Annotated in this window: 17 protein-coding genes, 1 pseudogene and 1 other annotated feature; of the genes and pseudogenes, 15 read left to right on the forward strand and 3 right to left on the reverse strand. The window is 56.3% G+C overall.

Annotation, left to right across the window (positions count from 1 at the left end):
- Window positions 1-115, reverse strand: a pseudogene (gene rnpA / locus RTP97_RS09120) (ribonuclease P protein component); the annotation flags it as partial.
- Window positions 116-130: 15 nt separating this feature from the next.
- Entirely contained in the window at window positions 131-271 is a 141-nt protein-coding gene (rpmH, locus tag RTP97_RS09125) for a 50S ribosomal protein L34 (RefSeq protein ID WP_000831330.1), read from the reverse strand.
- Window positions 272-880: 609 nt separating this feature from the next.
- On the opposite strand from rpmH, the gene dnaA reads away from it, so the two are divergent.
- From dnaA to RTP97_RS09180, 11 genes are all read left to right on the forward strand, one after another.
- Complete coding sequence (gene dnaA, locus RTP97_RS09130; protein WP_042393469.1) at window positions 881-2,278, forward strand: chromosomal replication initiator protein DnaA; 1,398 nt, start codon at window positions 881-883, stop codon at window positions 2,276-2,278.
- A 4-nt stretch (window positions 2,279-2,282) separates the two neighbouring features.
- Window positions 2,283-3,383 (forward strand): DNA polymerase III subunit beta, encoded by a 1,101-nt coding sequence (dnaN, locus tag RTP97_RS09135; RefSeq protein ID WP_312412845.1) that lies wholly within the window; start codon window positions 2,283-2,285, stop codon window positions 3,381-3,383.
- Window positions 3,383-4,456: a DNA replication/repair protein RecF gene (recF, locus tag RTP97_RS09140; RefSeq protein WP_312211647.1), complete on the forward strand. Its 1,074-nt coding sequence runs from the start codon at window positions 3,383-3,385 to the stop codon at window positions 4,454-4,456. Before dnaN ends, recF begins: the two co-directional genes overlap by 1 nt.
- A 28-nt stretch (window positions 4,457-4,484) precedes the next feature.
- The gene (gene gyrB, locus RTP97_RS09145; protein WP_312412847.1) at window positions 4,485-6,899 is read left to right on the forward strand and encodes a DNA topoisomerase (ATP-hydrolyzing) subunit B; all 2,415 of its coding nucleotides are present in this window, start codon (window positions 4,485-4,487) and stop codon (window positions 6,897-6,899) included.
- A 160-nt stretch (window positions 6,900-7,059) separates the two neighbouring features.
- Window positions 7,060-7,860 carry a sugar-phosphatase gene (gene yidA, locus RTP97_RS09150; protein WP_312412849.1) on the forward strand — a complete coding sequence of 267 codons (801 nt, stop codon included), beginning with the start codon at window positions 7,060-7,062 and terminating at the stop codon, window positions 7,858-7,860.
- Between the two features lie 244 nt (window positions 7,861-8,104).
- Complete coding sequence (gene dgoR, locus RTP97_RS09155) at window positions 8,105-8,794, forward strand: D-galactonate utilization transcriptional regulator DgoR (protein WP_103820568.1); 690 nt, start codon at window positions 8,105-8,107, stop codon at window positions 8,792-8,794.
- Window positions 8,791-9,669, forward strand: a complete 879-nt coding sequence (locus RTP97_RS09160) for a 2-dehydro-3-deoxygalactonokinase (RefSeq protein WP_312412851.1) — start codon at window positions 8,791-8,793, stop codon at window positions 9,667-9,669. Before dgoR ends, RTP97_RS09160 begins: the two co-directional genes overlap by 4 nt.
- Window positions 9,653-10,270 (forward strand): 2-dehydro-3-deoxy-6-phosphogalactonate aldolase, encoded by a 618-nt coding sequence (locus RTP97_RS09165; RefSeq protein ID WP_312412853.1) that lies wholly within the window; start codon window positions 9,653-9,655, stop codon window positions 10,268-10,270. Before RTP97_RS09160 ends, RTP97_RS09165 begins: the two co-directional genes overlap by 17 nt.
- A complete protein-coding gene (dgoD, locus tag RTP97_RS09170; RefSeq protein WP_312412856.1) occupies window positions 10,267-11,415 on the forward strand; it encodes a galactonate dehydratase in 1,149 nt (382 codons plus the stop codon). Before RTP97_RS09165 ends, dgoD begins: the two co-directional genes overlap by 4 nt.
- A gap of 84 nt (window positions 11,416-11,499) precedes the next feature.
- On the forward strand, window positions 11,500-12,837 hold the full coding sequence (locus RTP97_RS09175; protein WP_312412858.1) for an MFS transporter: 1,338 nt from the start codon (window positions 11,500-11,502) through the stop codon (window positions 12,835-12,837).
- Window positions 12,838-12,888: 51 nt separating this feature from the next.
- Window positions 12,889-14,118 (forward strand): DUF3748 domain-containing protein, encoded by a 1,230-nt coding sequence (locus tag RTP97_RS09180; protein ID WP_312412859.1) that lies wholly within the window; start codon window positions 12,889-12,891, stop codon window positions 14,116-14,118.
- 15 nt (window positions 14,119-14,133) lie between these two features.
- Here RTP97_RS09180 and RTP97_RS09185 read toward each other — a convergent pair whose 3' ends face one another.
- Entirely contained in the window at window positions 14,134-14,463 is a 330-nt protein-coding gene (locus tag RTP97_RS09185) for a YceK/YidQ family lipoprotein (RefSeq protein WP_312211656.1), read from the reverse strand.
- Window positions 14,464-14,694: 231 nt separating this feature from the next.
- Window positions 14,695-14,769, forward strand: a sequence feature (ROSE (Repression Of Heat Shock gene Expression) occurs in the 5'-region of heat shock genes and acts as an RNA thermometer to modulate expression.).
- On the opposite strand from RTP97_RS09185, the gene ibpA reads away from it, so the two are divergent.
- The 4 genes from ibpA (at window position 14,763) to RTP97_RS09205 (ending at window position 17,415) form a co-directional block, all read left to right on the forward strand.
- Window positions 14,763-15,176: a small heat shock chaperone IbpA gene (gene ibpA / locus RTP97_RS09190; protein ID WP_042393452.1), complete on the forward strand. Its 414-nt coding sequence runs from the start codon at window positions 14,763-14,765 to the stop codon at window positions 15,174-15,176. (Overlaps the previous feature by 7 nt.)
- A 109-nt stretch (window positions 15,177-15,285) precedes the next feature.
- Window positions 15,286-15,714: a small heat shock chaperone IbpB gene (ibpB, locus tag RTP97_RS09195; protein ID WP_103820562.1), complete on the forward strand. Its 429-nt coding sequence runs from the start codon at window positions 15,286-15,288 to the stop codon at window positions 15,712-15,714.
- A 103-nt stretch (window positions 15,715-15,817) separates the two neighbouring features.
- On the forward strand, window positions 15,818-16,951 hold the full coding sequence (locus tag RTP97_RS09200) for an AAA family ATPase (RefSeq protein WP_312412863.1): 1,134 nt from the start codon (window positions 15,818-15,820) through the stop codon (window positions 16,949-16,951).
- Window positions 16,948-17,415, forward strand: coding sequence for a PIN domain-containing protein (locus RTP97_RS09205; protein WP_312412865.1), 468 nt, complete (start codon window positions 16,948-16,950; stop codon window positions 17,413-17,415). The genes RTP97_RS09200 and RTP97_RS09205 overlap by 4 nt, the downstream gene beginning before the upstream one ends.
- Window positions 17,416-17,419: the final 4 nt, after the last annotated feature.

Raw genomic sequence — 17,419 nt, forward strand, 5'->3', positions numbered from 1 at the left:
GGCGGCCGAGGATGGTGATTTGCGGCGTGCCAGCCCGTTGTGGCTGCTGGAAGACGAATGTGAAATGATTGGGAGTTAACAAGCGTAACTCCCTGGGAAATGCGAGCTTAACCACTCAGGGTTAGCTTTATTACTTGGAAACGGTCAGACGAGCGCGGCCTTTAGCACGACGACGTGCCAGAACCTGACGACCATTTTTAGTAGCCATACGAGCACGGAAGCCGTGAGAACGGTTGCGCTTCAGTACAGACGGTTGAAAAGTGCGTTTCATGGCGATTTCTACCTAAACTTGAATGAATTCACTGAATTTCGCGTCGGTCCGCTGGGCAGTGCCAACGTCTTACGCCTCAGTGTTGATGATTAAAGAGGCCGGATTGTAATAATTGTACACTCCGGAGTCAATTCTCTTTCCTTATATACCGCCTAAATTCCACCGTTTTCGCATGAAAAGTAGACGATAGTCGACGCAAGAAATCGAGCAGCGCGCGCCGGGTGGAGGATTATACGGGCTGAGGGCCAAAGCGCAAGGATCCTCCAGGATCTACATCAGATCCTTTACGTAAATTTTTATCGATCCTCATTAATTTTTCCAATATGCGGCCTAAATCGTGCCGCACCGGCGCCAGGATCGTTTACACTTAGCCGATTCGGATCGTCCTGTGGATAAATCGTGAAGAATCTGTGAGAAACAGAAGATCTCTTCGGCGGTTTACGTTATGATCCGCGGTCCCGATCCTTTGTACCTGGATCCGGATCGGGGCAAAAAACCGCAAATAGCGGTTCGCACGTCACCCTTCAGGGGTCTTTTCGACGTGTGTCTACAATCATTAATTTCAGCTTTCGTCTTTTATTATCGACTTTTGTTCGAGTGGAGTCCGCCGTGTCACTTTCGCTTTGGCAGCAGTGTCTTGCCCGACTGCAGGATGAGTTACCAGCCACAGAATTCAGTATGTGGATCCGCCCGTTGCAGGCGGAACTGAGTGACAACACGCTGGCTTTGTATGCGCCAAACCGTTTTGTACTCGATTGGGTCAGGGACAAGTACCTCAATAATATCAACGGACTGCTGAATGAGTTCTGTGGCTCGGATACGCCACAGCTGCGCTTTGAAGTGGGTACCCGGCCGGTCGCCCATACCCTAAAGGAGCCGGCAAGCGTTGCTGCGCCTGCCCAGGTGGCGGCGGTGCAGATGCCTCGCGTCGCCCCTGCGTCGCGCTCAAGCTGGGACAACGTTCCCGCCCCGGCTGAGCCTACCTACCGCTCTAACGTTAACGTTAAACACACGTTTGATAACTTCGTCGAAGGTAAATCGAACCAGCTGGCCCGCGCGGCGGCTCGCCAGGTGGCCGATAACCCAGGCGGAGCGTATAACCCGCTGTTTCTCTACGGTGGCACGGGCCTCGGTAAGACGCACCTGCTGCACGCGGTAGGTAACGGCATCGTGGCGCGCAAGCCCAATGCTAAAGTGGTCTATATGCACTCCGAGCGTTTTGTCCAGGACATGGTAAAAGCCCTGCAGAACAACGCCATCGAGGAGTTCAAACGCTACTACCGCTCCGTAGACGCCCTGCTGATCGATGACATCCAGTTCTTTGCCAATAAAGAGCGCTCCCAGGAGGAGTTTTTCCACACCTTCAACGCCCTGCTGGAAGGCAACCAACAGATCATCCTCACCTCGGATCGTTATCCAAAAGAGATCAACGGCGTTGAGGATCGTCTGAAGTCGCGCTTTGGCTGGGGACTGACCGTGGCGATCGAGCCGCCAGAGCTGGAAACTCGCGTAGCGATCCTGATGAAAAAGGCTGACGAGAACGACATTCGTCTGCCGGGCGAGGTGGCGTTCTTTATTGCCAAGCGTCTGCGCTCCAACGTGCGTGAGCTGGAAGGGGCGCTGAATCGCGTGATCGCCAACGCCAACTTCACCGGCCGCGCCATCACCATCGATTTCGTTCGTGAAGCGCTGCGCGATCTGCTGGCGCTCCAGGAAAAGCTGGTCACCATCGACAATATTCAAAAGACGGTGGCGGAGTACTACAAAATTAAAGTGGCGGATCTGCTCTCCAAGCGCCGATCCCGCTCGGTAGCGCGTCCGCGCCAGATGGCGATGGCGCTGGCCAAAGAGCTGACCAACCACAGCCTGCCGGAGATCGGCGATGCGTTTGGCGGCCGCGACCATACGACCGTGCTCCACGCCTGCCGTAAGATCGAGCAGCTGCGTGAAGAGAGCCATGATATCAAAGAAGATTTCTCCAATTTAATCCGAACTCTATCGTCGTGATGCTATGAAATTTACCGTTGAACGTGAACACCTATTAAAACCGCTTCAGCAGGTCAGTGGCCCGCTGGGTGGCCGTCCTACGCTGCCGATCCTGGGCAACCTGCTTCTGCAGGTGGCTGATGGCACGCTGTCCCTCACCGGTACCGATCTGGAGATGGAGATGGTTGCCCGCGTCGTGCTGGCCCAGCCGCATGAGCCAGGCGCAACTACCGTCCCGGCGCGCAAATTCTTTGATATTTGCCGCGGTCTGCCGGAAGGCGCAGAGATCGCCGTGCAGCTGGAGGGTGACCGGATGCTGGTGCGCTCCGGGCGCAGCCGCTTCTCGCTGTCTACCTTGCCAGCAGCGGACTTCCCGAACCTCGACGACTGGCAGAGTGAAGTAGAGTTCACCCTGCCGCAGGCGACCATGAAGCGCCTGATCGAGGCGACCCAGTTCTCGATGGCCCATCAGGACGTGCGTTACTACCTGAACGGTATGCTGTTTGAGACCGAAGGCGAAGAGCTGCGCACCGTGGCGACCGATGGCCACCGTCTGGCCGTGTGCTCAATGCCTATTGGCGTGACGCTGCCAAACCATTCGGTGATCGTGCCGCGTAAAGGCGTGATTGAGCTGATGCGTATGCTCGACGGCGGTGAGACGCCGCTGCGCGTGCAGATCGGCAGCAATAACATCCGTGCGCACGTGGGCGACTTTATCTTCACCTCCAAGCTGGTAGATGGTCGCTTCCCGGACTACCGCCGCGTGCTGCCGAAGAACCCGGATAAGCATCTCGACGCTGGCTGCGATATCCTCAAGCAGGCCTTTGCCCGCGCCGCTATCCTCTCTAACGAGAAGTTCCGTGGCGTGCGTCTCTATGTTAGCGAAAACCAGCTCAAGATCACCGCGAACAACCCGGAGCAGGAAGAGGCCGAAGAGATCCTCGACGTCACCTATGCCGGGACGGAGATGGAGATCGGCTTTAACGTCAGCTACGTGCTGGACGTGCTGAACGCGCTGAAGTGCGAAAACGTGCGTATTCTGCTGACTGATTCGGTTTCGAGCGTGCAGATTGAAGATGCCGCATCACAGTCGGCAGCCTACGTTGTCATGCCAATGAGACTGTAATGTCGCTCACCCGCCTGTTGATCCGCGACTTTCGCAATATCGAAAGCGCGGATCTTGCTCTCTCCCCCGGCTTTAACTTCCTGGTTGGCGCTAACGGCAGCGGCAAGACCAGCGTGCTGGAGGCGATCTATACGCTCGGCCACGGCCGGGCGTTTCGCAGCTTGCAGATTGGTCGCGTCATTCGCCACGAGCAGGAGTCGTTTATCCTGCACGGTCGTTTACAGGGCGAAGAGCGTGAAACCTCCATCGGCCTGACCAAAGATAAGCACGGGGACAGCACCGTCCGCATTGACGGCACCGACGGCCACAAGGTGGCTGAGCTGGCGCTGCTGATGCCGATGCAGCTGATTACGCCGGAGGGGTTTACTTTACTCAACGGCGGCCCCAAATACAGAAGAGCCTTCCTCGACTGGGGATGCTTTCATAACGAAGCCGGGTTCTTCACCGCCTGGAGCAACCTCAAGCGGCTCCTGAAGCAGCGCAATGCCGCCCTGCGCCAGGTGACGCAATATTCCCAGCTCCGTCCATGGGACAAAGAGCTGATCCCGCTGGCGGAGCAGATCAGCCGCTGGCGGGCCGACTACAGCACCGCCATCGCCCAGGACATGGCGGACACCTGTAAGCAGTTCCTGCCGGAGTTCTCTCTAAGCTTCTCTTTCCAGCGCGGCTGGGAGAAAGAGGCCGACTACGGCGAGGTGCTGGCGCGTAGCTTTGAGCGTGACAGGGCGTTGACCTACACCGCCCACGGCCCGCACAAGGCGGATTTCCGCATTCGTGCCGACGGCGCACCGGTAGAGGATACCCTCTCCCGCGGGCAGCTAAAGCTGCTAATGTGCGCCCTGCGCCTGGCGCAGGGGGAGTTCCTGACCCGCGAGAGCGGGCGGCGCTGTTTATACCTGATAGATGATTTTGCCTCAGAGCTTGATGACAGGCGGCGCGCGCTGCTGGCCAGCCGCTTAAAAGCTACCCAGTCACAGGTCTTTGTCAGCGCAATTAGCGCTGAACACGTAATGGACATGTCGGACAAAAATTCGAAGATGTTCACCGTGGAAAAGGGTAAAATAGCAGACTAATCCAAGACAAATTGAGCGAGAAACGTTGATGTCGAATTCTTATGACTCCTCCAGTATCAAAGTCCTGAAAGGGCTGGATGCGGTGCGTAAGCGCCCGGGTATGTATATCGGCGACACGGATGACGGTACCGGCCTGCACCATATGGTATTTGAGGTGGTAGATAACGCTATCGACGAGGCGCTCGCGGGTCACTGTAAAGATATCGTCGTGACGATCCACGCCGATAACTCCGTGTCGGTCTCGGATGATGGCCGTGGGATCCCCACCGGTATTCACCCGGAAGAGGGTGTCTCTGCTGCCGAAGTTATCATGACCGTGCTGCACGCAGGCGGTAAATTTGATGATAACTCCTATAAAGTGTCCGGCGGCCTGCACGGCGTGGGCGTTTCTGTGGTTAACGCCCTGTCGCAGAAGCTCGAGCTGCTGATCCGCCGCGAAGGCAAAGTGCACCAGCAGACCTACGTGCACGGCGTGCCGCAGGCGCCGCTGGCGATCACCGGCGATACTGACGTCACCGGTACCGTGGTGCGTTTCTGGCCTAGCCTTGAGACCTTCACCAACGTCACCGAATTTGAGTATGAGATCCTGGCCAAGCGCCTGCGCGAGTTGTCGTTCCTGAACTCCGGCGTCTCTATTCGTCTGGTGGATAAGCGCGATGGCAAAGAGGATCACTTCCACTACGAGGGCGGCATCAAGGCGTTTGTTGAGTACCTCAACAAAAACAAAACGCCGATCCACCCGAGCATCTTCTACTTCTCTACCGAAAAAGATGGGATTGGCGTGGAAGTGGCCCTGCAGTGGAACGACGGCTTCCAGGAAAACATCTACTGCTTTACCAACAACATTCCGCAGCGCGACGGCGGTACCCACCTTGCGGGCTTCCGTGCGGCGATGACCCGTACCCTGAACGCCTACATGGACAAAGAGGGCTACAGCAAGAAAGCCAAGGTTAGCGCCACCGGTGATGACGCCCGTGAAGGCCTGATCGCCGTGGTCTCGGTGAAGGTGCCGGATCCGAAGTTCTCCTCCCAGACCAAAGATAAACTGGTCTCCTCTGAGGTGAAATCGGCGGTTGAACAGCAGATGAACGAGCTGCTCTCCGAATACCTGCTGGAGAATCCTTCCGATGCCAAAATCGTGGTCGGTAAAATTATTGACGCGGCCCGCGCCCGTGAAGCGGCACGTCGTGCCCGTGAGATGACCCGCCGCAAAGGCGCGCTGGATCTCGCTGGCCTGCCGGGCAAGCTGGCGGACTGTCAGGAGCGCGACCCGGCCCACTCTGAACTCTACCTGGTGGAAGGGGACTCGGCGGGCGGCTCGGCGAAGCAGGGCCGTAACCGTAAGAACCAGGCTATCCTGCCGCTGAAGGGTAAAATCCTTAACGTTGAGAAAGCCCGTTTCGACAAGATGCTGGCCTCTCAGGAAGTGGCGACGCTGATCACCGCCCTGGGCTGCGGCATTGGCCGTGACGAGTACAACCCGGACAAGCTGCGCTACCACAGCATCATCATCATGACCGATGCGGACGTTGATGGCTCGCACATCCGTACGCTGCTGCTGACCTTCTTCTACCGCCAGATGCCGGAGATCATTGAGCGTGGTCACGTGTACATTGCTCAGCCGCCGCTCTACAAGGTGAAAAAGGGCAAGCAGGAGCAGTACATCAAAGATGACGACGCGATGGATCAGTATCAGATCTCCATCGCGCTGGATGGCGCTACCCTGCACACCACCGAAGGCGCACCTGCGCTGGCCGGTGAGGCGCTGGAGAAGATGGTCTCCGAGTACAACGCCACGCAGAAAATGATTAACCGCATGGAGCGTCGTTTCCCGCGCGCGCTGCTGAAAGAGCTTGTCTACCAGCCGACGCTGGAAGAGGCCGATCTCACAGACGAAGCAAAAGTGACCCGTTGGGTCTCTGCGCTGATTACCACGCTGAACGAAAACGACGTGCACGGCAGCACCTGGAAGTACGACATCCGTGAAGACGCTGAGCTGAAACAGTTCGAGCCAGTTATTCGCGTGCGTACTCACGGTGTGGATACCGACTATCCGCTGGATCATGAGTTCATCATCGGTGGCGAATATCGTCGTCTGTGCACGCTGGGTGAGAAGCTGCGCGGCCTGATCGAAGAGGATGCCTTTATCGAACGTGGCGAACGCCGTCAGCCGATTGCCAGCTTCGAGCAGGCGCTGGAGTGGCTGGTGAAAGAGTCCCGTCGGGGCCTTGCTATTCAGCGCTATAAAGGGCTGGGCGAGATGAACCCGGAGCAGCTGTGGGAAACCACCATGGATCCGGAGAGCCGCCGCATGCTGCGCGTGACCGTGAAGGATGCGATTGCCGCCGATCAGCTCTTTACCACCCTGATGGGCGACGCCGTTGAACCGCGTCGTGCGTTTATCGAAGAGAACGCCCTGAAAGCGGCAAATATCGATATCTAATCGGTTTGTTCCCCGGCGGCACACTGCTGCCGGGGCGACAAAATCTGCAAATGGGGAATATATCGCCCCGCTCCTGTCCCCCTTTTCCCCCGACGCGCTTACTGTCTTTTGAGCAGAATCACGCTAGCATAAGAGTTAACTCTTTTACGCTGGGGAACCCATGGCTATCAAACTCATTGCAATCGACATGGACGGCACCTTGCTGCTGCCGGACCATACCATTTCACCTGCCGTTAAAAATGCGCGCGAGCGTGGGGTCAACGTGGTGCTGACGACCGGGCGTCCCTACGCTGGCGTGCACACCTACCTGAAAGAGCTGCATATGGACAGGCCGGGTGACTACTGCATCACCTATAACGGCGCGCTGGTGCAGAAAGCCAGCGACGGCAGCACCGTGGCGCAAACCACGCTCAGCTATGACGACTACCGCTACCTCGAGCAGCTCTCCCGCGAGGTTGGCTCGCACTTCCACGCTCTCGATCGCAACACGCTCTATACCGCCAACCGTGACATCAGCTACTACACGGTGCACGAGTCCTACGTTGCCACTATTCCGCTGGTGTTCTGCGAGGCCGAGAAGATGGATCCGGCCATCAAGCTGCTGAAGGTGATGATGATTGACGAGCCGGCGATCCTCGACCAGGCAATATCCCGCATTCCGGCCGAGGTAAAAGAGAAGTACACCGTGCTGAAAAGCGCGCCTTACTTCCTGGAGATCCTTAATAAAAGCGTCACCAAAGGCACCGGCGTGAAATCTCTGGCCGATGCGCTGAACATCAAGCCGGAAGAGATCATGGCGATTGGCGATCAGGAGAACGACATCGCCATGCTGGAGTATGCCGGTATGGGCGTTGCCATGGACAATGCCATCCCGTCGGTGAAAGAGGTCGCCAACTTCGTGACCAAAACCAACATTGAAGACGGCGTGGCTTACGCTATCGAGAAGTTTGTCCTGAACTAAATTTAGCTTTTCCCGCCTGTCACAAGCCCGCACCTCGCTGCGGGTTTTTTTATTGTCACCCGCTTTTCACATTTTATTCACCACTTGTCGTTTTTGTGATCTGGATTGTAGTACAACCTAAAGTGATTGTACTACTATCGGCTCAAGGTATGACGAATGGCTCGCATATTTGTACTTCAATAGTGCGGATTTTTACGCCAACGGGGATAAAGTAGTGGTAAAGCAACTCCTTAAAGGATCTGAGATGACCATTACCAAAACGGACCGCATCATCGCCACCCTCGGGCGGCAGATTGTCAGCGGTAAATATGTCCCTGGCGCAGGGCTGCCTTCCGAGACTGACCTGTGCGAAGAGTTTGAGACCTCGCGCAACATTATCCGGGAGGTCTTTCGCTCCCTAATGGCGAAGCGGCTCATTGAGATGAAGCGCTATCGCGGGGCGTTTGTGGCGGCACGCAACCAGTGGAACTACCTCGATACCGAGGTGCTGCAGTGGGTGCTGGAGAACGACTACGACCCACGGCTGATTAGCGCGATGAGCGAGGTACGTAACCTGGTGGAACCGGCCATTGCCCGCTGGGCGGCCGAGCGAGCTACCTCCAGCGACCTGGCACAGATTGAGGCGGCGCTCAACGACATGATCGCCAATAACCAGAACCGGGAGGCGTTCAACGAAGCGGATATCCGCTATCACGACGCCGTGCTGCAGTCGGTGCACAACCCGGTCCTCCAGCAGCTGACGGTGGCGATTGGCTCCCTGCAGCGGGCGGTATTTGAACAGACCTGGCGCGGTGATGAGGCCAACATGCCGAAGACGCTTCAGGAACATAAGGCGCTGTTTGATGCGATCCGGCATCAGGACGGCGATGCAGCAGAGCAGGCGGCACTCACCATGATCGCCAGCTCAACCCAAAGGCTCAAGGAAATAACATGACATCACGCTATATCGCCATCGACTGGGGCTCCACCAATCTTCGCGCCTGGCTCTATCAGGGCGATGAGTGCCTGGAGAGCAGGCAGTCCGAAGCGGGCGTAACCCGCCTGAACGGGCGGACATTCGAGGCGGTATTAGCGGAGATCACCGAGGGCTGGGATCGGGAAAACATCCCGGTGGTGATGGCAGGCATGGTCGGCAGCAATGCCGGCTGGGTTAACGTCCCCTATCTGCCTTGCCCGGCCCGCTTTGACGATATTGGCCAGCAGCTCACCGCCGTTGCCGACAACATCTGGATCGTTCCCGGCCTCTGCGTCAACCGGGACGATAACCACAATGTGATGCGCGGCGAAGAGACCCAGCTGCTCGGCGCGCGCGATCTTCAGCCTGCCCAGGTTTACGTCATGCCCGGTACCCACTGCAAATGGGTGCTGGCAGATAGCGAGCAGGTAAGTGATTTCCGTACCGTGATGACCGGCGAGCTGCACCATGTGCTGCTCAACCATACGCTGGTGGGTGCGGGCCTGCCTGAGCAGATTGCCTCTCCGGACGCCTTTACCGCTGGTTTAACCCGCGGTCTTGATGCCCCCGATCTGCTGCCTCGCCTGTTTGAAGTCCGCGCTTCCCACGTGCTCGGCACGCTTGCGCGAGAACAGGTGAGCGAATTTCTTTCCGGCCTGCTGATTGGCAGCGAAGTGGCGAGTATGAAAGCCTGGATCGCGCCGCAGCAGACCATCACTCTCGTCGCCAACCCGTCGCTGACCGCGCGCTATCAGCAGGCGTTTGCCCTGCTGGGCCACGATACGCAGGCGCTACGCGGCGACGACGCATTTCAGGCAGGTATAAGGAGCATCGCTCATGCAGTGGCAAAATAAACTCCCGCTGATCGCAATTCTGCGCGGCATCACGCCGGAAGAGGCGCACGCCCACGTGGCGGCGGTAATTGACGCCGGGTTTGAAGCGGTCGAAATTCCGCTCAACTCCCCGCGCTGGGAAGAGAGCATTCCGGCGATGGTGAAAGCCTTTAGCGACAAAGCGTTAATTGGCGCGGGCACGGTATTAAAGCCCGAGCAGGTCGATACGCTCGCCGAAATGGGCTGCACTCTGCTGGTGACCCCCAACATTAATCCGGAAATTATCCGCCGGGCGGTGGCGTACGGCATGGCGGTCAGCCCTGGCTGTGCGACGGCGACCGAAGCCTTTACGGCGATTGAGGCCGGTGCTCAGTCGCTGAAGATATTCCCGTCTTCTGCGTTTGGTCCGGACTACATCAAAGCGCTGAAGGCCGTGCTTCCACCGGAGATCCCGGTCTTCGCCGTCGGTGGCGTCACGCCGGATAACCTGGCCCAGTGGATCAAGGCAGGCTGTGCCGGTGCCGGACTGGGCAGCGATCTCTACCGTGCCGGGCAATCCGTGGAGCGCACCGCGCAGCAGGCAGCCGCATTTGTAAAAGCGTATCGAGAGGCAGTGCAATGAAAATTACTAAATTAACCACCTACCGTTTACCTCCGCGTTGGATGTTCCTGAAAATCGAAACCGACGAAGGCGTAGTGGGCTGGGGTGAACCGGTGATCGAAGGCCGGGCGCGTACCGTTGAAGCGGCCGTTCACGAGCTGGGCGAATACCTGATTGGCCAGGACCCTTCCCGTATCAACGACCTGTGGCAGGTGATGTACCGCGCGGGCTTCTACCGTGGCGGCCCGATCCTGATGAGCGCCATTGCCGGTATTGACCAGGCGCTTTGGGATATCAAGGGTAAAGTACTGAATGCACCGGTCTGGCAGCTGATGGGTGGCCTGGTGCGCGATAAAATTAAGGCTTACAGCTGGGTGGGCGGCGATCGCCCGGCGGACGCGATCAACGGAATTAGTAAGCTGCGCGAAATTGGCTTCGATACCTTTAAATTAAACGGCTGCGAAGAGCTGGCAATTATCGACGACTTCCGTAAAGTCGAAGCCGCGGTAAATACCGCCGCGCAGATCCGTGAAGCCTTTGGCAATAAGATTGAATTTGGCCTCGATTTCCACGGCCGCGTCAGCGCGCCGATGGCGAAAATTTTAATTAAAGAGCTGGAGCCGTACCGTCCGCTGTTTATTGAAGAGCCGGTGCTGGCCGAGCAGGCGGAATACTATCCGAAGCTGGCCGCGCAGACCCATATTCCGATTGCCGCCGGGGAGCGTATGTTCTCACGCTTCGAGTTCAAGCGCGTGCTGGAAGCGGGCGGCCTGGCCATTCTCCAGCCCGATCTCTCCCACGCCGGGGGCATCACCGAGTGCTACAAAATCGCTGGCATGGCGGAAGCGTACGACGTGGCGCTGGCTCCGCACTGCCCGCTTGGCCCGATTGCGCTGGCAGCCTGCCTGCACGTGGACTTTGTCTCCCACAACGCGGTGTTCCAGGAGCAGAGCATGGGCATTCACTACAACCAGGGTGCGGAGCTGCTCGACTTTGTGAAAAACAAAGAGGACTTCAACATGGAAGGCGGCTTCTTCAAACCGCTGATGAAGCCAGGCCTGGGCGTAGAGATTGACGAAGAGCAGGTTATTGCCCGCAGTAAAGACGTGACCGACTGGCGTAATCCGCTGTGGCGCCATGAAGACGGCTCTGTAGCGGAGTGGTAATCACCACTCCGTAGGCCCGGTAAGCGCAGCGCCACCGGGCAAATATTTAAATATAACAAACACACCCTCTGTAATTTACAGGGCATGGTGAGCGGCCTCGCTATGCCCAAAATCTGGAGACAGATTACGATGGATATTTCAGTTACTGCTGCAAAACCCGGACGTCGTCGTTATCTGACGCTGTTCATGATCTTTGTTACCGTAGTGATTTGCTACGTTGACCGCGCCAACCTTGCGGTGGCGTCAGCCCATATTCAGGAGGAGTTTGGCATCACCAAAGCGGAGATGGGCTACGTCTTCTCTGCCTTTGCGTGGCTCTATACCCTGTGTCAGATCCCTGGCGGCTGGTTCCTTGATCGCGTTGGTTCGCGCCTGACCTACTTTATCGCCATCATGGGCTGGTCGGTTGCGACCCTGTTCCAGGGCTTTGCTACCGGCTTGATGTCGCTGATTGGCCTGCGTGCGATAACCGGCGTGTTTGAGGCCCCGGCCTTCCCAACCAACAACCGGATGGTGACCAGCTGGTTCCCGGAGCATGAGCGCGCTTCGGCGGTGGGCTTTTACACCTCCGGACAGTTTGTGGGCCTGGCGTTCCTGACGCCGATGCTGATCTGGATCCAGGAGATGCTGAGCTGGCACTGGGTGTTTATCATCACCGGCGGCATAGGCATTATCTGGTCACTGATCTGGCTGAAAGTCTATCAGCCGCCGCGCCTGACCAAAGGTATCAGCACTGCGGAGCTGGACTACATTCGTGATGGCGGTGGTCTGGTGGATGGCGATGCCCCGGTTAAAAAAGAGGCGCGTCAGCCTCTGACTAAGGCGGACTGGAAGCTGGTATTCAACCGCAAACTGGTGGGTGTCTATCTCGGTCAGTTCGCTGTAACTTCCACGCTGTGGTTCTTCCTCACCTGGTTCCCGAACTATCTGACCCAGGAGAAGGGCATCACCGCGCTGAAGGCGGGCTTTATGACCACCGTGCCGTTCCTCGCCGCTTTCGTTGGCGTGCTGCTCTCCGGCTGGCTGGCCGATAAGCTGGTGAAAAAAGGCTTCTCCCTCGGCGCAGCGCGTAAAACGCCGATTATCTGCGGGCTGCTGATCTCCACCTGCATTATGGGAGCCAACTACACCAACGATCCGGTGTGGATTATGACCCTGATGGCGATTGCGTTCTTCGGCAATGGTTTTGCGTCCATTACCTGGTCGCTGGTCTCCTCCCTTGCGCCGATGCGTCTGATTGGCCTTACCGGCGGCATGTTTAACTTTGTCGGTGGCCTCGGCGGCATCACCGTGCCGCTGGTGGTGGGTTATCTGGCGCAGGATTATGGTTTTGCTCCGGCGCTGGTCTATATCTCTGCCGTGGCGCTGCTCGGCGCGCTCTCCTATATCCTGCTGGTGGGCGAGGTGAAACGCGTAGGCTAAACCCCTGCAATGCTATACCCTGATGCGACATCTGCGCATCAGGGTATCCTCATGAAACAAATCACCTTCGCTCCCCGCCATCATCAGCTTACCAATATCAATACCTGGACCCCCGACAGCCAGTGGCTGGTGTTTGACGTGCGTCCCTCAGGCGCCTCCTTTACCGGGGCGACCATCGAGCGCGTCAACGTGGAGACCGGTGAGGTAGAGACCATCTACACCGCGACCCAGGGTGCGCACGTTGGCGTGGTGACCGTTCATCCGACTGAAGAGAAATATGTCTTTATCCACGGGCCGCAAAATCCGGATGAGCGCTGGCAGTACGATTTTCACCATCGCCAGGGCGTGATTGTGCAAAACGCCAGGGCGAGCAACCTTGATGCGTTGGATATCACCGAACCCTATACGCCTGGCGCGCTACGCGGCGGCAGCCATGTGCATGTCTTCAGTCCGGACGGCGACAAGGTCAGCTTTACCTATAACGATCATGTGCTGCACGAGCGCGACCCAGGGCTGGATCTACGCAACGTTGGCGTTGCCGTGCCCTTTGGCCCGGTCACGCCTGCGGGCAACCATCCGCGTGAGTACGCCGGCAGCCACTGGTGCGTGCTGGTCAGCCGCACGACGCCAGCGCCTGCGCCCGGCAGCGATGAGATCAACCGCGCCTATGAAGAGGGCTGGGTAGGTAATGGCAGGCTGGCTTTTATTGGCGATACGCTGGCGTTAAGCGGAGAAAAGGTGCCTGAACTGTTTATCGTCGATCTACCCACTGACGAGCAGGGCTGGAAGCAGGCGGGAGAGGCCCCGCTGGCCGGAACGCCAGACATGATGCCGTCGCCACCTGCGGGCGTGCAGCAGCGACGTCTCACCTTTACCCACTCGCGTCGTTATCCTGGGCTGGTCAGCGTGCCGCGCCACTGGGTGCGCAGCAACCCGCAGGGCACCGAGATTGCCTTTTTAATGCGTGACGATGCAGGGGTAGTGCAGCTCTGGCTGATTGCCGCAGAGGGTGGCGAGCCGCGTCAGCTAACCCATAATGCAACGGACATCCAGTCGGCGTTTAACTGGCACCCTTCCGGTGCAGCGCTTGGCTTTGTGCTGGAGAATCGGCTGGCGCTTTGCGATAGCGCGACTGGAGCAATCGTGTTTTTAACCGATGATAACCCCACGCATCAGCCCTCGGCCGATGCGGTGGTTTTCTCACCAGACGGTAAGAAGATTGCGTGGATGGCGCCCGCCGCAGGCTTCCGCCAGCTGTGGCTGGCCAATACTGGCCGCTAACTAGTCAGAGCGAACTTAAGGTGCGGGCATGGCCGCAGGGGGAATAACGGAGTTGGTCGCCAGATTGGCCTCCTCCGCCTTCTCGACGCGAGATTTTACCGAGCTGTCTTTGCGGAACATATCCCAGGGCAGCAACAGCGTATCGGCCACGGCGGTAAATGGCATATCCAGCACCACGAACGATTTTACCGCCAGGTTCGCGTCGTCATCCATCAGCATTTTTGAGCTGGCGCGCGTGCCGGGGTAGAGTCCCTCTTTGCCGCCGGTATGTGACATCACGCTGGAGCAGCCACCCAGCGTCACCATTCCGCTGACAATCGCCACTTTTAACAGAATATTTTTCATGATGGTTTTTTTCTTATCATCGTGCACTCCTTGCTTATAGCGACCCTTAAGGGAAATGAATAGCTTTCGTGTGCCGCTCTGTGGCGGCAATCGCAATTTAACGTTAAGTGTCGTAATCCAGTCTAAGCACTGAGTGAGAAAGTGCAAAAAAAAGTCAGACTTTCGCCCTTGAAAAACCGAACGCTGCACCCATTTTTACAACGTAGCCGGAAGAACATGCCTGCGGGGTGTTCTGGTTCTAAGAGCCTGTCCATGGTGGAAGGTTCAAAAATTTCTCGCTGATTTCAGGAGCTTATTATATGCGTAACTTCGATCTCTCTCCGCTTTATCGTTCTGCCATTGGTTTTGACCGCCTGTTTAACCTGTTAGAAAACAATCAGAGCCAGAGTAACGGCGGCTATCCTCCGTACAACGTTGAACTCGTTGACGAAAACCACTATCGCATCGCGATTGCCGTGGCCGGCTTTGCCGAAAGCGAACTGGAGATCACCGCTCAGGACAACCTGCTGGTGGTGAAAGGCGCTCGCGCAACCGAGCAGAAAGAGCGTAGCTATCTCTATCAGGGTATCGCCGAACGTAACTTCGAACGTAAATTCCAGATCGCTGAGAACATTCACGTTCGTGGCGCGAATCTGGTCAACGGCCTGCTGTTTATCGAACTGGAACGCGTGATCCCAGAAGAGAAAAAACCGCGCCGTATCGAAATTAACTAATTCCCCGGGTCGCCACGGCGGCCCAGATTACACCTTGCTCGCCGTCAGGGAGCAGATGCGCGTCACACGATGCGTAGAACATTTCTTGCTTCAAAGAAGGAGAAACACCATGCGTAACTACGATTTATCCCCGCTGCTGCGTCAATGGATCGGTTTTGACAAACTGGCCAACGCCCTGCAAAACGCCAGCGAAGGCCAGACCTTCCCGCCCTATAACATCGAGAAGAGCGACGATAACCACTATCGCATTACCCTTGCGCTGGCCGGTTTCCGTCAGGACGATCTGGAGATCCAGCTGGAGGGCACGCGCCTCAGCGTTAAAGGCACGCCGGAAAAACCGGCCAACGAGCCGAAGTGGCTGCATCAGGGGCTGGTGATCCAGCCGTTCAGCCTGAGCTTTACCCTGGCCGACCATATGGAGGTCTCCGGAGCCACCTTTAATAACGGGCTGCTGCATATCGACATCAGCCGCAACGTGCCGGAAGCTATCGCTCCCCAGCGCATCGCCATCAGCGAGCGCCCGGCGCTGAATAGCTAAATCTGCACGATGTAAAAAGGCCCCGCTTGGGGCCTTTTTTGTTTTTTGCCAGGTCACAGGGGAAGGGATACACTGACCTCAGACAAGCATTCTGGAGGCTGACATGTTAGGCGAAAAACTGGAATTTGCAGGGCTTACCGGCGTTGGCCGTGTTCAGCTGGATCTTGAGCCAGATCAGCACATTTATACTTTCATAGGCGAAAACGGTGTCGGTAAGACCAAGACGCTTGAGGCGCTATTTCAGGTCGCTTTTTTTAGTCATCAAGCAGTAGCAGAAATCTCTACGCCATTTACAGGACGTGATTTTAATTTTCATGATTTTCTAAGAAAAAGCGCTCCCTATCTTTCTATAAATTTAAAGACAGAAGCTGATCTTTTTCTCCCAAACTGGCATAAGAAATTTTTTGCCGAGATGGCACATAATCTGCCCGTTGTTTATTTAGGAGCCCAGGCCAGGGGTGTCATAAAGAATAATGGCGTACTACGTAATTTACACCTCGGGACTCTAAAGCAGCGCAGAGAGCATTATCTATCCGATATAACCCAAAAGATGAAAACCGACTTTAGCTCTCTCAATATGGGTAGCAGCATTGAAGAGTGGTTTATTACCTTAGCCCGATCGTCCAATCCCTATCAGAAAAAAGAGGATAACCGGGACGTCGAGATCAAAACGGTCATTCGTCTGCTCTCTGAGATCGATAACCGTATCGATCCCGAATTCATGGAGATCGGCGGGGACGATCGCGTCAGCCTGAAAATTGAAAACCAAAAGCGTGAACTGAGCCAGCTCAGCTCGGGCTTCGCCTCTATTCTCAAGCTCATCCAGGCCATTATCTCCGGCTACGGCTACTTCACCAATGAAACTAACTTGCAGAATGTTAAAGGAATCGTGTTTATTGATGAGATTGAGAGCCACCTGCATCTGACGTGGCAGGCGAATATCATCCCGCTGCTGAAGACGCTTTTCCCTAACACCACGTTCTATATCACCACCCATTCGTCAATTGTCCTGTCGCAGCTTAAAGAGGGCGAGGCCTATAAGCTTTACAGAGACGAGTCGGGCATCGTGAAAAGCAGGAAGATTGAAGCACCGAACAAGGCGGCCTTGGTTGATATCATGAAGGACGTGTTTAAAGTCGATCTTAATCAGATGAAGCTTGAAAACAGCAATGCTGATGAGCAGCAGGAGGCGAAAAGTACTCTTCTACAGTTGCTCAAACAGCAGGAGAAAAAATGATGACAAGGAACGTTTTGCTGGACACTAATTTAATTATCGCAGCTTTTGATCCCCACGGTACAACCTCGTCAGAGATAAAAAACCTGGCAATTAGACAACTTTCAGCGCTTTTAGAAGATCCTGAAGCTGTGCTTTTTATCACGCCGTTAGTACGTTATGAGGTATTACGCGGGATTACATGGCAGAGTGAAGAGCAGTTTCTCGCCATGAAAAACGTATTAAAAGTTTTTACCGAGCTGGATGTCACTCGCGATATCTCTGAGCTGTCGGCCAATCTGTTTCGTTTTGATACCTGGCTAGCCCGGCAGGCAAATGACAGAAACAGGAATGTCGATAAGCGCAAATTCGATGTGTTTCACTACTGTAGTGCCCACTGTAATAGCCTGGAGTTTTGTTCAAACGACACCGATATCGGCAGGATCAGAACATTACATACCGCTTATGAAGAGGCACTAGCCTCCTGAAACA

Source organism: Pseudescherichia sp. (assembly GCF_031998825.1).
Taxonomy (GTDB): domain Bacteria; phylum Pseudomonadota; class Gammaproteobacteria; order Enterobacterales; family Enterobacteriaceae; genus Pseudescherichia.